This window comes from Phenylobacterium sp. J426, assembly GCF_024699945.1.
Taxonomy (GTDB): Bacteria; Pseudomonadota; Alphaproteobacteria; order Caulobacterales; family Caulobacteraceae; genus Phenylobacterium.
Genome location: NZ_JAJOMY010000001.1, coordinates 421,328 through 435,824 on the forward strand (window position 1 = coordinate 421,328; position 14,497 = coordinate 435,824).

Here is a 14,497-nt window from a genome sequence, read left to right on the forward strand (position 1 = left end):
TCGTCGCCTTTCTGCTGTTGCTTCGTACGCCCACCCCAACTCCAGCAGCGACGGGGGCCCTCCACCGCGCTCTACACGGCTTCTCCGGGGTCGGCACAGCTGTCGTGGCCGTGCTCCTCGCCACCGGTGCGATCAACGGCTGGTTCCTGGTCGGGCTCGATCATCTCAACGGCCTCTGGACCACGGCCTACGGCCGGCTCCTGTCGCTCAAGCTGGTCCTGTTTGTGGTCATGTTCGGGCTTGCGGCGGCAAACCGCTTCCAGCTGACGCCAGCGCTCGGACGCGGCCTCGGCGCTCAAGACAGCGAGGGTGCGGCCCTCGCCCACTTGCGTCGAAGCGTCATCCTCGAAACCGCGCTGGGCTTCGGTGTGCTGGCGCTGGTCGCATGGTTCGGCACGCTCGCGCCGCCAGGGGCCATGTGAGGACGTGAACCGAGTTGCCCGGCGCCGAGCGGCTGACAGGCGGGCGCTATGTTGACACGAGATCCACCGCGCCGCGGCTGCCCGCTACGGCCTGAACATCGCCGATGTCCAGGAAATCGTCTCCGGCGCAATCGGCGGTGAGACCATCGGCGAAACGGTGGAGGGCGTGGCGCGCTATCCGATCAGCCTCCGCTACCCGCGTGAGCTGCGCGACAGCCTTGAGGGGCTGCGAGGGCTGCCGATCCTGACGCCCACGGGCCAACAGATCACGCTCGGCACGCTGGCGGCCATCACGATCGCAGACGGCCCACCGATGGTGAAGACGGAGAACGCCCGCCCCTCCACGTGGGTCTATGTGGACGTCCGGGGCCGCGACCTAAGTTCGGTGATCGGCGACCTTCGCCAGACGCTCAGCGAGGACGTACAGCTGCCATCGGGTGTCTCGATCGCCTACTCGGGGCAGTTTGAGTACCTCGAACGGGCGGCCGAGCGGCTGAAGCTCGTCGTGCCCGCGACGCTCGCGATCATCTTCCTTCTGCTCTACGTCACCTTCCGTCGTTTGGACGAGGCGGCGCTCATAATGCTCACCTTGCCCTTCGCCCTCACCGGCGAGTTCTGGGCGCTCTACCTCCTTGGCTATGACCAGTCGGTGGCGACTGGGGTGGGCTTCATCGCCCTCGCCGGGGTCGCCGCGGAGTTCGGGGTCGTGATGCTCATCTACCTGAAGCACGCCCTTGCCGAGCGCGGGCCCGAACCGGGCCCCGGTGACGTCGAGGACGCCATTCGGGAAGGGGCGCTGCTGCGCGTACGTCCGAAAGCCATGGCGATGGCGGTGATCCTGGCGGGGCTCACGCCTGTGCTGATCGGCCATGGCGCCGGCTCGGAGGTGATGAGCCGGATCGCGGCGCCGATGATCGGGGGCATGCTGACGGCTCCCCTGCTCTCCATGCTTGTCATCCCAGCGGGGTACCTCCTGTTGCGCCGCCGGCGCCACCGCGCGCCCCGCGAGATTCCTGAGCGGCGCCGCTGTACTGCATCGCGGCGTCGGCGCGGAGCATCGTGGCCGCGCGGGATCAGGTCTCGGTAGATCCTCTCTTCGGGGCGAAGCGCGCGACGAGGTCGTAGGCCTCCCCGGGAAGATGAGCCGAACATGGGTGATGCGGTCCGCGCCTCGCCAGGTGCGGCGCTCCAGCAAGAGGCAGGCGGTCATCAGCTTGATGCCGAGCGCCGCCGCCACCGCCTTCGGCACGTTCGCCGCGCTGATCCGATGCTCGGCCTCCGTCCAGGGCACATGGCTCAGCAGCCAGCTGCCCGGCGCGGTGGCGGCGAAGTCGGCTTCGGCGGCCTGCGGCACTGTCTCGAGGTTGATCAGCCGCTCCTCCAGCGCGAAGGGCCGCCCGCCGGCCCGGTGAAGGCTTTTGAGGACGAGGACTTCGGCCGAACGCTCGAGGCCGAGCTCCTCCATCTCGCGAGCCGTGGCGGGTCGAACGCGTCGGGACAGGAGCTCATAGTCGTAAGCCTCGCCGCGCCCGCTCACCTCGGCCGGGATGTCCGGGATGTCGAGCACGGCGGAGTGAATCCTGGGCCGCGCCACGAACGTCCCGAACTTGCGACGTCGCTCAATGAGCCCGGCCTCGGCAAGCGGCGCGAGCGCCTTGTTCACCGTCATGCGTGAACAGCCGTACTCCACCATGAGTTCGTGCTCGTAAGGAATGCGGTGCCCCGGGGGCCATGCCCCCGACAAGATGCGCTCGGATATGTCCGAGCGGATCCGCTTGTGAAGCGTCAGGGCAGCGGCAGCACTCATGGACTCGCTTTCGGCCGCGCCTGCGTAACGCAGCCTTGCGCTTGCAATGCCACGTATCAAGCCCGGGGGCGGCTGTCCTTGGCGGCGGGCGGCAGCGGCGCCGTCCGCTTGGCCCGCCGGCGCTCCGCCAAGGCCTCAAGCGGGTCCAGGATCCAGGCCACGTCCGAGCGCCGGAAGCTGCGAAACAGCAGGATCAGGCCGCTGAGCGCCAGCCAGGTTGCCCCCGTCGCGAGCGTGACGATGAGCGGATGGTTGAAGCTCTGGCGGTCGTCGTAGTCCATGATGTGCAGCATCCAGGCCACGTCCCAGAGCCGCCAGGTGTCGTTCTTCGCGGCCAGCACCTCGCCGGTGCTGGCGGACACGAGCAGAGCGTGCCGCTCCTTGTCGGCGAACTCCACCCTCCAGACAGGCAGCGGAAGGTCGCGAGTCTCCAGCGTGGACTTGGCCACGTAGGTTACAGATTTGGGCGGCTCGTATCCGGTGAAGCCTGCCACGGCGAGCTCGCGCGCCTTGGCTGCGTCGATGACGACGGGCTGCCCCGTCGTTGCATTGATGACCCTGACGCCGAGGGGCGTGCTCACCTCGTACACCCAGCTGTCGTACAGCGGCTTCAGGCGCAGCTTGGTGATGGGTTCGCCGACCGCTCCGGCCACGCCGGTCAGCGGCAGCAGCGCAGCGGCAGCCGGCAGCTCAGCGGGCGGGGCGAGCGCATGTTCGCCTGAGACCTTGTGGTGATCGAGGAGCGCCATCACGGCGCCGCTCAGCGCCCACAGCAGGAACTGCAGGCCCAGGACCAGGCCGGACCACTTGTGCAGCCAGCGGATCAGGAACATGGGCGACCAGGTCATGCCGCGGCCTTTCGGACCCGCCGCTTGCGGCGGAAGCTGTAGAGGAGCAGCCACCCACCGGTGGCCGCCGTGGCGACGCCCATCCAGGTGAAGATGCGAATGAGGATGTTGTTCACGTCCTGACGGTCATCGTAGTCCATGATGTGGAACATCCAGACGAAGTCGAAGGTGCGCCACAGGTCGTGGCGGCGGGGAGACGAGCTCGCCGGTCTGGGGCGAGATGTAGAATGTCGGCCGCCAGGCGCCTTCAAACTCGACGCGCCAGATCGGCACGGGTCGGGTCTGAATCTCCAGCGGAGCCTTGGTGAGTAGCTCGGCGCTCACGATGTCGCCGTCCTCGGCGAACAGCGCCTTGGCCCGGGCCCGCGCCGCCCCCTCGCCCAAGGGGGACAGCTTCTCGCCGCTGCGGGCGTCGAACAGCGCCTTCCCCTCATCCGCGTCGACGACATAGACGGGCTGCCCCAGCTGGTTCTCAAGCCGCGCCGCCTTCAGTCCGGGCGCGAGGTGGGCGAGATGCGTCGGTTCCACGAGGCCGGCGAGCGCGATCGGCTGTGGGGCCTGGGCGCGCACGAGCCGGTCGCCGTGGATGATGTCGATGTGGACGGCCGTCATGTAGAGGCCGCTGAGGGTCCAGAACACCGCCTGGATGGCGAGGATCAGGGCGAACCACTTGTGCGTGGTGCGGGCGAGAGCGGGTAGCCGCATCGGGGGTCTCTAGAAAAGGGCAGGCGCCGGAGAGCATTGGGGCCTCTCTCCGGCGCCCGGAACCTACGTCCGTCAGAACGTGTATTGCAGGCGAACGTAGCCCCTACGACCCAGCAGGTCGTAAGTCATGGTGTCCGTGTTCGCGTCGGTCCAGCTCTGGATGAACGGCGCGTCGCGGTCGAACAGGTTGTCGACGCCGACGGCGATGTTGGCCTTCTCCGACACGCGGTAGGCGAACTGGACGTTGTGGTAGAAGACGTTCGGCGTCTCGTCGCCGATGTCGCCGGGCGAGGCGTTGAAGTCCTTCGCCTTACCGATCCACTGCACCGACCAGGTGGCGTTCCAGTTGACGTCCGACACCGTCAGGCTCGCGTTCGAACGCCAGTGCGGATAGCCGCCGTTGCCGCCGCCGATATAGCCGTCGAAGATGATCGGGTCGGCGCCCACGAAGGGGATCACCTCGTACTTGGCGAGGTAGGTCGTGTTCCAGTCGAGGTCGGCGCGAAGATGCGCCACGTCGAAGGCGTAGCGCACGCCGAAGTCGACCCCCTTCATCGTCTCCTTGCCGGCGTTGGTCGGCTGCGAGGAGAGGAAGTTCACCTCACCGGTCCGCGTGCTGCGGGTGAAGTGTTCGGGTCCGCAGAACGGGTGCGAAAGGTTCGGGCTGGCGTAGCATACGGCGAGCTTCGTAGAGCCCGGGATGTTCCGGATCGCGTCCTTGATCTGGATGTCGAAGTAATCGACCGTCACCGACAGGCCCGGCACGAACTCCGGCTGGAAGACCGCTCCGAGGGTCAGGTTCTCCGACTCTTCCGGCTGCAGGTTCTGGTTGCCGCCCACCGTCGTCAGCACCGTGTTGCCGAGCTGGACGTAGCCGGCCGGCACGCCGGAGGCCTGGCAGTTGGCGATCAGCGTCGCATCGCCGCTCGTGGAGTAGCGGCTGCACGGATCGGTGGTCGTCAGGTTGCCTTCGGCGACGCCGCCGAACAGCTCGGGGACGCTGGGGATACGGAAGCCGGTGCCGTACGTGGCCCGCAGGCGCAGGCCGGAGATGACCGTCCAGTCCAGGCCCAGCTTGTAGGTGATGTTGTTGCCGAACAGGTTGTAGTCCGAGTACCGGACCGCGCCGTTCAGTTCGACGCGCTCGGCGAAGGGCATGTCCGCCAGCAGCGGCGCCGAGAGCTCGAGATAGGCTTCCTTGGTGTTGACCGAGCCCGAGATCGGATCCTGCTGGTTGGTGTTCGCCACCCCCAGCACCGTCAGCGCGTCGGGGTCGCGCCAGCCCTTCTCCTCGCGGTAGACCACGCCGGCGGCGACGCCCAGCGGGCCGGCCGGAAGGTCGAACAGCGTGCCGGTGATGTCGGCGGTCACGCTGGCCTGCTCGTTACCGCCCGTGTCGCGCATCGTGAACAGGATGTAGTCCAGCACCTGCGGCGTCAGATCGCCGTAGCCGAGGTAGTCGGCGCAGGGCGCGGTCCCGGTGTAGCCCGGCACGCAGGCCGCTATTGTGTTCCGCACCCGCTCCAGGTTGGCGATGTTCGTGGAGCCGTCGATGCCGGTCGTGCGGCCGAAGTTGCCGGCCACTTCCCAAGACCAGTTCTCGCCGATGTCGCCGCGCAGGCCGGCGACGCCGCGCCAGGTGTCGGTCTCCTGGAAGAACTCGCGCGGGCCGGGTTCGGCCAGACGGCGCTGGATCAGCAGGAGTTCCTGGCCGGTCGGGTTCGTCGAGTTGTTGGCCGTGATGGTCAGGTTGCGCAGCGAACCGGGCGTGGCGATCTGCCCGGTCTCGCGGTGCGTGAACAGGAATTCGCCGAACAGTTCGATGCCGTCGGTCAGGTCATAGTCGCCGAACACGCCGACGCTCACCCGCTCGAGCGCGCTGACCGCGTTGAGGAAAGGGTTCGAGTTGAAGTTGTGCTTCGCCGCGCTGTACGGCTCGAAGAAGTTGCCGTTGCCGCCGGGCGTCTGGTTGAAGTTGATCTGCTGGCCATTGGGGAGAACCGCTCGACCGCCGATGGTGGCGGCGCTGCCCACGCAGACGAGCTGGCCGCCGACCTCTCCGAGACCGCAGGGCTCCCGGTCGGCCATGTTGACCGGGTCCATCTTCTGGTAGCTGACGCCGGCCGTGAACCCGCCCCGCTCGCCCCGCAGGCCCCAGAGCACGTCGACGGCGTATTCGTTGCCGTCGCCCTCGTCGGTGACGCCGTACTTGCCGGTGACCTGCACGCCTTCGAAGTCCGTGCGGGTGATGATGTTCACCACCCCGGCCACCGCATCGGCTCCGTAGATCGCCGAGGCGCCGTCCTTCAGGACGTCCATGCGGGCTATCATGCCGGTGGGGATGGTGTTTAGGTCGACGGCGCTGTTGGCGCCGGTGCCGCCATACACGACGCGGCGGCCGTTCAGCAGCACCAGGGTGCGATTGATGCCGAGGCCGCGAAGGTTGACCTGCGCCGTGCCCCAGCCGTTGCCGGTCCAGTAGGCGTTGGTCTGGTTGCCTGCGTTGCCGGCCGAGGCCGGGAGGCGCTGCAGCAGGGTCTCGACGTTCATCACCCCGGTGCGGGCGATCGCCTCCTCCGTGACGACCGTGGCCGGGCCGACGCCGGTGATGTCGGCGCGCTTGATGCGGCTGCCGGTGACCACCACTTCATCGACCGCGCCCGGGTCCTGCGCTACAGCCGCCGTCCCTGCCAGGCTAAGCGAGGCGCAGGCGCTCGCGAATAGCAGAGGCTTCGAAATCCGGTTCATGACTACCCCCCAATGTTGCGCCGCAGGGCCGCGTTCGAGCCGCGATCTTCCACCGGCGTCGGATTTGTCCAGCCGAGCGGAAGAGGGTGTCAACTCATGTATATACATAAGAGGCCGACGCCGCAGGTTGGAATTGCTCGTGACGGCTGCTGCGGAAAAGCGGACCGGTGTTCGGCCTGCTGGCCGCGGCACGTCATGCCCCAGCGGATGCGGTATTCGAGAAGAATCTCGCTTTTTTTACATTCTCTTCAGTTCAGCTTCCGGTGCACCCGGCGCCGCATATTGGGGCAGGACTCCGCTCCGGACCGCGCACGCGGCGGCGCGATCTCTTCGACTCGCGCTGAACGCCTACGGGAGGAACCGATGTGCGATGGGCTTACCGCGGCCGGGTCGGCGGGTCGGCTTGATGGCGGGGCTAGCGCCCGCACCTGAGGACAACACCAACCTGGCGGACAAAAGGTGCGGGGCGTCAGCGGGCCGGTCTGAACGAGTAGGTTGCGACGCCGCTCGCGGCTGCGGTCATCGCAGCATGCCATCCGCGCGGGCCCCGGAGGTTGGGGACCCCGAGCGGCCCGCGCGGATGGAGGGAGGCGCCCTAGGTCAGTGGGCGCCGCCGTGCGCCGGTTCCGCTTCGAACGTCACCGACGCATTGTTGGTGACGAAGCGTCCGCCGGGCTCCTTGGGGGGATCGAGCGTGGCGGCCACCAGCATCACCGGCCCGGACTTGCCGGCGGGAATGCGCACCCAGCCATCGTGATCGGTTAGGAGGTTCTGCCGCTCGCCCCGGGCCGGCCGCACCGTGACGGGATAGCCCGCCAACGGGCGGCCGTTCCGCACGAGCTGAAACCTAGACGGCGAAGCGGCGCCCGCATCGAACGCCGGGACCAGCTCGACCTCGAGCCCCGTCGGGGCCGCCGCAGCGGGCGTGCAGACCCGGACGCAGACGAGTGTCTTGGCTAGACGGCGCGAGCAGAATCTGGAGCGTGGATCCCTTCGGCAGGAGCCGGTGAACCTGCGCGACGTCCTCCGCCTTGAAGGGATGCTCCTCAAGGTAGATGTCCACCTGTTCGGGTCGCCAGGTGGACTCGCCCCAGATGGTCTGGAGGGTGATCACGCCCATGCCGGACGCTTTGGTGGAGACTGAAAGGGGCAGTGACTTGGCGTCTGCGCCTGCACCTCCACCGTGGCCGGCTGGCCGCCGACCACCGCACGCGCCTCTTGGACGCGCGTCCGCGGCGAGCCGACGTTCAGCGCCGGGAAGTCGGAGGAGGACGTCGCGTGGACGACGAGCGGCCGCCCGCTCGCGCCGACGAAGCCCTCCGGAATGAGGAAGAAGTCGTGTGCGGCGGCGCTGCCGGCGAACAGCAGCCCGAGGCCCGTGGCCACGGTCAGCAAAGATCTTCTCATCGGTTCGAACCTTTTCGAGCTTAGAAGCGGGCCGTGAGGCCGATGTAGTAGCGACGGCCGACCAGGTCGTAGCTGGAAGGGTCGGTGTTCGCCGCGATCGACGGCGAATAGACCCGGGGTTGCTTGTCCGTGAGGTTGTTCACCCCGCCGCGGACCGTCACCGTCTCGTTCAGCTTCCACGAGCCGTTCAGGTCGAAGTAGTTGACCGCGTCGAGGACCTGTTCCCGGTTGTTGAAGTTCTCGACGGAGCCCTGGTAGCGCCAGCGCACGCCCAGGCTGAAGGGGTCGTAGTTCCAGCTCAGGGTCGACAAAAACTTCCACTCCGGCAGGGTCAGGCCGAAGGTGTTGGAGATCGTCCCCTTGCGGTCGGTGAACGCGCCGCCGGGCAGGTCCTGCCGCTTCCACTCCTGCAGCTTGGTGCCGATGACGTTGAGCGCCACCGTGCCCCAGTGCGGCCCGCCGACATCGGCCAGGGCCACGACCCAGTCGACCTGGAAGTCGGTGCCGCTGGTCTTCAGCGTGCCGAGGTTCGCGTTGGTCTCAAGGGTGCTCGTGATCTGACCCGAGTTCGGGTCGCGGCGGCCCGGACGAGGTCCATCGAGACCAGAAAGCCGCGCCGCGGCAGACGGTCGACGAAGGCGTTCACAACCGGGCCTACCACGATATAGGCGATCATCTTGATCGCCAGGGCCCCGCCGAGCACGGCGCCGGCGTTCGCGCCCGCAAGATCGTAGGACAGGAGACCCAGCGCGACGGTCGCTAGGCCCGTGCCGATCAGGGCGATGACCTGGGCCAAAAAGAGATGCCGATAGGTGCGGTCTCCTAGAACGCTCAACATGACGTTCGCTTCCTCAGCGCGAACTTAAGCGTCGGACGCTCACAGGTATTTCGCGAGTCCGGATAGGCGCCCGAGTTGGTCGTGCGATGCGACTGAGCCGCGAAACGATGTCTTCGAGGTGATGTTCGATTTGGCCCTGCACGAGGGATGCCTTGGCCTTGCCGAGGGCGCTGATCAGGTCCGATAGGATCGATTGGGCGCGCAGCTCGGACGCACCTGTGAAGCCCCACCCTCAAACATTGTCGTGCTGTCGGATTCATCGGGGTTCGACCGTAACGTGCGCCAGCTCATGCACTCTGCGCAGACGTTGGCGCACGTCGGCGGCTGAAGCGTCGCCCGTGAAGCTGACAATCGCCGCGTGGGCGCCAGGCCCGATCCGCCAAACATGCAGGTCCGTGATCTTGGCGTCCCCGAGCCCTTCAACCTCCTGACGCACTTCGCCCTCCAGGTGAGCATCAGCCGTATCGAGCAGCACGGCGGCTGTGTCGCGCATCAGGTTCCAGGCCCAGACGGAGATCACGACCGCGCCGACGATGCCCATCACAGGGTCGAGCCAAACCCACCCCAGATATCGCCCGGCGACCAACGCCCCGATCGCCAGCACCGAGGTCAGCGCGTCGGCAAGGACGTGCACGAAGGCGGAGCGGAGATTGTTATCGTGATGCGCGTGCGCTCGATCGGAGGCGTGGCCGTGGTGATCACCGCCATCGGGATGCTCGTGAACATGAGCGTGGCCATGATGGTGATCGTGCCCCCCGACAGGAGAAGGGCGCTCACGACGTTTACGGCGAGCCCCACTACGGCCACGAGCGTGGCCTCGCCGAAGCTCACGGGCTGCGGGTTGAGAAGGCGGACGACGGATTCGACACCAATCGCGAGCGCGATCAGGGCGAGCACAAGCGCAGAGGCGAAGCCGGCCAAATCGCCGACCTTGCCCGTACCGAAGCTGAAGCGCCGGCTGCGCGCGTGACGGCGAGCGTAGGCGTAAGCCGCCGCCGCGACGGCCAGAGCGCCCGCGTGGGTCGCCATGTGGAATCCGTCGGCGAGCAGGGCCATCGAGTTGAAGACACTGCCGGCGATGATCTCGCCAACCATCATCACGGCGGTTAGGGCCACGACCCACAGCGTGCGTCGGGCATTTTCATCGTGCCGTTCGCCGAGGAAGACGTGGTCGTGGGACAAGGCCTCGTCTGAAGCTGACAGATTCAAGGCGGCTCTTCCTATTTTGCGTATCGGCGCACGACTGCGATCAGCTCTTCGGCGCCGGAAGCTCGGTCCGCATCCGTTAGGTCGGGCCGGGCCACGTGCTCGCGGACATGGTCCTCAATCAGCTCGTCCATCAGCCCGTTAACAGCCCCGCGCACGCCGGCAGCCTGATGCAGGATCGTCGAACAGCCCGCTTCGTCAGCGATGGCCCTCTCGATCGCGGCGACCTGGCCGGCAATACGCCGGACCCGGGCCAAGAGCTGCTCTTTGTTGTTCGTCGTATGCGCCATAGGCTACCCCCTACCCTATATGACGCGGAGCCGCCAGCCCTCGACTACGTGCGCACGCTCTCTGCGCGCTTCACGGACCAACCGCTGGCGAGGACTGGGCGAGGCGCCTTTCGACCGGAGGAGGCGCCTTGCTTCTCAAGTCGGGAACTCATTCACGCCCGGTGCAGGCGCGGCGGCTAGTTTGAGGGGTTGCCGCGCTGAGATGCGTAGACGTTCACAGACACCTTGTCGGGAGACCCCAATGAAGACCCGCCTTTTCGGACTTGCCGCCCTTGCGGGAGCAACGGCCCTCATCGCTTCCAGCCCGGCTTGGGCGCATGCGCACCTCGTGAGCTCCAATCCGGCGGCCAACGCCGCCGTCGCGGCCGCGCCGAAGGTCATCACCCTGACCTTCAACGAAAAGCTCGTACCGGCCTTCTCCAAGTTCGAGCTCACCATGCCGGAGCATGGCGGCATGAAAGTACCGGTGAAGACGACCGTCTCCAAGGACGGCAAGTCCATCACCGGTACGCCGCAGAGCGCGCTGACCAATGGAGCCTACAAGATCGTGTGGTCCGCGGCCTCGGCCGACGGCCATAAGATGACCGGCGAAGTGGCCTTCAAGGTCGGCTGACGTGCTCGAGCCTGCGGTCATCATCCTCAGGCTGCTGCAGTATGCGGGGGCGATGGTCCTCATGGGATCATCGCTCTTCTTCATCTATGCCCTCCCCGCCACGGGTCCGGGCTCGGCCGCGGAGGCGCCGTGGGCCCGCAGGCTGCTGGCGGGCGCGGGCGTGCTGCTGGCGCTCGCGACGCTGCTCTGGATCGCGGCCCAGGCCAGCGTGCTGGCCGGATCGATGGCGGAGGGACTCAAACCCGAGGCGCTCGGCGCCGTGGTGACGAGCATGGACCTCGGCAAGGCGGGTGTCCTTAGGGCGGGGGTCGCCCTCCTGGCCACGATCCTCGCCGTGATGCTGAGGCCAGCGCGAGCCAGCTGGATCGTCGCGGCCGCGCTCGGAACTGTCGCGACCGCAACCTTCGCCTGGATGGGTCATGGCGCGGCGACGGAGGGGCCAGGCGGTGTCATCCACCTTGTCTCCGACATCCTTCACAGCTGGGCAGGGGCCGTCTGGATCGGCGCGCTCGTGGCCTTCGCGCTGATCCTGCGCACCCGCAGCCGCACGCCGGCAGGGGTGGTCGCCCTGCACCGGGCGCTGCACGGCTTTTCAGGGATCGGCACGCTGCTGGTGGCGGTCCTGGTGGCGACTGGACTCGCCAACAGCTGGTTCTTGGTCGGGGCGGATCGGATCGACGGCCTTTGGACCACCTCTTATGGGCGGCTCTTGAGCCTCAAGCTCCTCCTGTTCGTGGCCATGCTCGGCCTGGCGGCCGCAAACCGCTTCCGGCTGACGCCTGTCCTGGCCCTGGCCTTGGACGACCCCTCACGGCAAGGCGCGGCGCTCGCGGATCTGCGCCGCAGCATCGCGCTGGAGACCGCCGCTGCGCTCGGGATCGTGGCTCTCGTGGCCTGGTTCGGCACGCTGGCGCCGCCGGCGGCGATGTGAAGTCATGACGCGCCGCCGCAACACGCGAAATCGGATGACAACGGTCGCTGTGGCGCTACCCTCGTGGACGATGCGCTTACTGCTCGCCCTTCTGGCCGTGATCGGCCTCCTGGCCAGCCCGGCGTCCGCCGCGGCGGCCCAGGCGACTTGCCTGGGTCATGGTGAGGCGATGATGAGCATGGCCATGCCGGACATGCCGGGGATGGACCACGACGACGACAAGGCCGACCCTTGCTGCGACCCCGCCAACGACAAGGCGCCCGCCAAGCACGACGACATGAGCTGCCTTCTCGCCTGCATGGCCATGTGCGGCGTGACGGCGGCGCTCCCCAGCGCCCCACCTGTCAGCCTCGCGAAGCCTGACCATGGCGCGCCGCCGCCTGGGCGGATGGCGTCGTTGACGCCTCACGACCCCGGACGCCTCGAACGACCTCCCAGACCGATCGCCTGACCCCTGCGCCGCCCCTAGGGCGGCGCATCGCGTGCAGAACCCGGCCGGAGTCCGTCCGGCCATGATGATCGATCCCACTGGGGAGAGTTTCCCATGACCTATCGCATTCACCTGACGGCAGCGGCGCTGGCCCTCGGCCTCGTCGCGGCCGCGAGCGCCGCCTCCGCCCAGCCCTACGGCAAGGGCGGCAATTACAGCATGGCTCAGCCGCCGGCGGCACAACCCCGCCCCGCGCGGGACTGCGACTGTCCGATGATGAAGGGCGACCAAGCCATGCGCGAGCAATGCATGACCATGATGCGGGATCATGCGCCACCGGCGCCAAGAACGGCCCGGCCCGTTGATCGCGATCGCCGCGCACCCCCCATCCCCTTAGGCGCGCGGTGAGCGAGGGCGTCGGCGGCCCCTGGCCGCCGACGCTTCCGCTTCATCTCCTGTTCTCTCCAGAGGAGACCCTCTTGCGGCCCCTATGGCTGATGCTAGGCGCAGCGCGTCTGTCGAGCCCGGCCCAGACCGGCGACATGGCGCGAATGAACACGGCCGATTCCGCGACCGTCAAGACCGCCGAGAGGCCCGGAACCGTGGAGTCCGTCGACGGCAGAGACGATTAAGATCGACCACGGCCCCGTTCCGGGAGCTGGCGGCGATGACCATGGACTTCAAGGCCGCGCCCGGCCCGGTCTAGAGCGTCAAGCCGAATGACAAGGTCGCCTTAGACCCGACTGAAGGATGGCTCAGGCGAGATCACGGCCATCACCAAGCAGCAGGAGGCGTGCGAAGGGGCACGCGTTCGCGTGTAGCCCTCAGCCGTGGCGCGCGAACACCCGCGTCTTGCCGCCCGGCAGCAGAAGCAGCGTCTGGTAAGGCTCCTTGCGTCCGTCAGGCATCTCCATGCCGGGCGAGCCCAGCGGCATGCCAGGTACGGTGATGCCCAGCGCCTTCGGCCGCTCTTTCAGCAGGCGGCCGACGTCAGCGGCCGGGACGTGGCCCACGACGACGTAGCCGCCGATCGTGGCGAGATGGCACGATGAGAGCTCGAACGGGACGCTATGACGCTTTCCGATCGGCGTGATGTCTTCGACGTTGACCACCTTCGGCCGATAGCCCGCCCGGGTCATGATGGTGATCCAGCCCCTGCAGCACCCACACGACGCGGTCTTGTAGACGGTCAAGGGCGGCGGCGCGGCCGCCCAGGCGTGCGGCGCCGCCAGGACGGCTGCTGCGGCGGCAAGCAGGTTACGGCGAAGTATCATCGACTATCAGCCTCCAAGGGTCAGCGCCGACCGCCGCAACAGGACGCCTTCGCGGTAGGCGCGGCCTTCCGAGCCTCCTGCGGGGTGTAGCCCGCCTCCCGAATGGCGTCGCGCACGGCCGAGTCGGCCGCGGTCGTCGCGACCTCCAGCGACTTGCTCGGCAGATCTATAGTGATCTGGGCGGCTGGATCGACGCCCTTCACCGCCGCGGTGATCGCCTGCACGCAATGGCCGCAGCTCATGTCGTCAACTTGATAGCGAAGCATGGAAACCTCCTGGTCAAAGCCTCGCCGCAACAGGTAGGGCTTCCAACGATGGGAAGGTCAAGACGCCGGCGCGCCTAAAGGCGCTCGAGGATTGCCTTCATCTGATTGATCTCTCGGGTCTGCGACTCGATGATGCCGCCGGGGCCGTAGCAGAGTGCGCGCAGCTCGGGATCCTTGAGCGAGGCTTCCTTGCACATCAGCAGGGCGCCGGAATGGTGCGGGATCATCGACTGCACGAACTGGCGATCGCCGACCAGGCCCTGCGCCCGGATGCCGATCAGCGAGAGCACGAAGATGGCGGCGAAGGCGACGTGCAAGGCCACGTTCAGCTTGGCGTTCATGTACATGGACTTCATCGTCAGCAACATGATGATGGCCATGGGAGCCCACATTACGAGCGCCATGTAGAAGAAGTTGATGTTCTGGATGAATTCGCCCCAGCCGAATATCATCGTGAACATGGCGAAATACATAACCGCCAGGCTCAGAGCCAGATTGATGGCGAGCATCACATAGTGATGCCGACCCTCCTTCGCGCTCATGCCGGACTCGCCGTGGTGTGCGTCTTTCACGTCAGCCTCCTGAGAGATGCTGTTCCCGAGAGCGCAAGCCTTGCTTGCAAACCTCCCTATCTTCCGAACGCGTCAGGCAACACCTGCCCTATTGGCCGGGCGTGAGACGTCTTGTTCCAGTCGCCTTCACCTCAGACCAA

At 67.2% G+C, this 14,497-nt stretch carries 18 protein-coding genes and 3 pseudogenes; 6 read left to right on the forward strand and 15 right to left on the reverse strand.

The window, feature by feature from the left end:
• Positions 1–104 precede the first annotated feature (104 nt).
• Together LRS10_RS02200 and LRS10_RS02205 are read left to right on the forward strand one after the other, a co-directional pair.
• On the forward strand, positions 105–422 hold the full coding sequence (locus LRS10_RS02200; protein WP_257835831.1) for a CopD family protein: 318 nt from the start codon (positions 105–107) through the stop codon (positions 420–422).
• Positions 423–445: 23 nt separating this feature from the next.
• Positions 446–1,509, forward strand: a pseudogene (locus LRS10_RS02205) (efflux RND transporter permease subunit); the annotation flags it as partial.
• On the opposite strand, the pseudogene hutC reads toward LRS10_RS02205, so the two are convergent.
• The 12 genes and pseudogenes from hutC to LRS10_RS02265 all read right to left on the reverse strand — a co-directional run bounded on the left by hutC (position 1,496) and on the right by LRS10_RS02265 (position 10,271).
• Positions 1,496–2,229: pseudogene (gene hutC / locus LRS10_RS02210) on the reverse strand (histidine utilization repressor). The pseudogenes LRS10_RS02205 and hutC overlap by 14 nt on opposite strands.
• 56 nt (positions 2,230–2,285) lie before the next feature.
• Entirely contained in the window at positions 2,286–3,077 is a 792-nt protein-coding gene (locus LRS10_RS02215; protein ID WP_257835832.1) for a PepSY domain-containing protein, read from the reverse strand.
• Entirely contained in the window at positions 3,074–3,217 is a 144-nt protein-coding gene (locus tag LRS10_RS02220) for a hypothetical protein (RefSeq protein ID WP_257835833.1), read from the reverse strand. The genes LRS10_RS02215 and LRS10_RS02220 overlap by 4 nt, the downstream gene beginning before the upstream one ends.
• Positions 3,204–3,782 carry a PepSY domain-containing protein gene (locus tag LRS10_RS02225; protein WP_257835834.1) on the reverse strand — a complete coding sequence of 193 codons (579 nt, stop codon included), beginning with the start codon at positions 3,780–3,782 and terminating at the stop codon, positions 3,204–3,206. The genes LRS10_RS02220 and LRS10_RS02225 overlap by 14 nt, the downstream gene beginning before the upstream one ends.
• 72 nt (positions 3,783–3,854) lie before the next feature.
• A complete protein-coding gene (locus LRS10_RS02230; RefSeq protein ID WP_257835835.1) occupies positions 3,855–6,530 on the reverse strand; it encodes a TonB-dependent receptor in 2,676 nt (891 codons plus the stop codon).
• Positions 6,531–7,130: 600 nt separating this feature from the next.
• Positions 7,131–7,580 (reverse strand): DUF4198 domain-containing protein, encoded by a 450-nt coding sequence (locus LRS10_RS02235; protein WP_257835836.1) that lies wholly within the window; start codon positions 7,578–7,580, stop codon positions 7,131–7,133.
• Positions 7,581–7,640: 60 nt separating this feature from the next.
• On the reverse strand, positions 7,641–7,925 hold the full coding sequence (locus LRS10_RS02240) for a hypothetical protein (protein ID WP_257835837.1): 285 nt from the start codon (positions 7,923–7,925) through the stop codon (positions 7,641–7,643).
• 32 nt (positions 7,926–7,957) lie between these two features.
• Complete coding sequence (locus LRS10_RS02245; protein WP_308238009.1) at positions 7,958–8,494, reverse strand: TonB-dependent receptor domain-containing protein; 537 nt, start codon at positions 8,492–8,494, stop codon at positions 7,958–7,960.
• A 20-nt stretch (positions 8,495–8,514) separates the two neighbouring features.
• Positions 8,515–8,775: pseudogene (locus LRS10_RS02250) on the reverse strand (MFS transporter); the annotation flags it as partial.
• 256 nt (positions 8,776–9,031) lie between these two features.
• The gene (locus LRS10_RS02255) at positions 9,032–9,409 is read right to left on the reverse strand and encodes a hypothetical protein (RefSeq protein WP_257835838.1); all 378 of its coding nucleotides are present in this window, start codon (positions 9,407–9,409) and stop codon (positions 9,032–9,034) included.
• Positions 9,385–9,957 (reverse strand): cation diffusion facilitator family transporter, encoded by a 573-nt coding sequence (locus LRS10_RS02260; RefSeq protein ID WP_257817728.1) that lies wholly within the window; start codon positions 9,955–9,957, stop codon positions 9,385–9,387. Before LRS10_RS02260 ends, LRS10_RS02255 begins: the two co-directional genes overlap by 25 nt.
• Positions 9,958–9,995: 38 nt before the next feature.
• Complete coding sequence (locus tag LRS10_RS02265; protein ID WP_066680703.1) at positions 9,996–10,271, reverse strand: metal/formaldehyde-sensitive transcriptional repressor; 276 nt, start codon at positions 10,269–10,271, stop codon at positions 9,996–9,998.
• Between the two features lie 241 nt (positions 10,272–10,512).
• On the opposite strand from LRS10_RS02265, the gene copC reads away from it, so the two are divergent.
• The 4 genes from copC to LRS10_RS02285 all read left to right on the forward strand — a co-directional run bounded on the left by copC (position 10,513) and on the right by LRS10_RS02285 (position 12,653).
• The gene (gene copC / locus LRS10_RS02270; protein WP_066680701.1) at positions 10,513–10,884 is read left to right on the forward strand and encodes a copper homeostasis periplasmic binding protein CopC; all 372 of its coding nucleotides are present in this window, start codon (positions 10,513–10,515) and stop codon (positions 10,882–10,884) included.
• 1 nt (position 10,885) lies between these two features.
• Positions 10,886–11,815: a copper homeostasis membrane protein CopD gene (copD, locus tag LRS10_RS02275; protein WP_257835839.1), complete on the forward strand. Its 930-nt coding sequence runs from the start codon at positions 10,886–10,888 to the stop codon at positions 11,813–11,815.
• Positions 11,816–11,885: 70 nt separating this feature from the next.
• On the forward strand, positions 11,886–12,266 hold the full coding sequence (locus tag LRS10_RS02280; protein WP_257835840.1) for a hypothetical protein: 381 nt from the start codon (positions 11,886–11,888) through the stop codon (positions 12,264–12,266).
• Between the two features lie 93 nt (positions 12,267–12,359).
• The gene (locus tag LRS10_RS02285) at positions 12,360–12,653 is read left to right on the forward strand and encodes a hypothetical protein (RefSeq protein ID WP_257835841.1); all 294 of its coding nucleotides are present in this window, start codon (positions 12,360–12,362) and stop codon (positions 12,651–12,653) included.
• Positions 12,654–13,069: 416 nt separating this feature from the next.
• Here LRS10_RS02285 and LRS10_RS02290 read toward each other — a convergent pair whose 3' ends face one another.
• From LRS10_RS02290 to LRS10_RS02300, 3 genes are all read right to left on the reverse strand, one after another.
• On the reverse strand, positions 13,070–13,519 hold the full coding sequence (locus LRS10_RS02290) for a DUF411 domain-containing protein (RefSeq protein WP_257817722.1): 450 nt from the start codon (positions 13,517–13,519) through the stop codon (positions 13,070–13,072).
• Positions 13,520–13,539: 20 nt separating this feature from the next.
• Entirely contained in the window at positions 13,540–13,785 is a 246-nt protein-coding gene (locus LRS10_RS02295) for a heavy-metal-associated domain-containing protein (RefSeq protein ID WP_257817721.1), read from the reverse strand.
• Between the two features lie 74 nt (positions 13,786–13,859).
• Entirely contained in the window at positions 13,860–14,327 is a 468-nt protein-coding gene (locus tag LRS10_RS02300; protein WP_374570879.1) for a DUF305 domain-containing protein, read from the reverse strand.
• Positions 14,328–14,497: the final 170 nt, after the last annotated feature.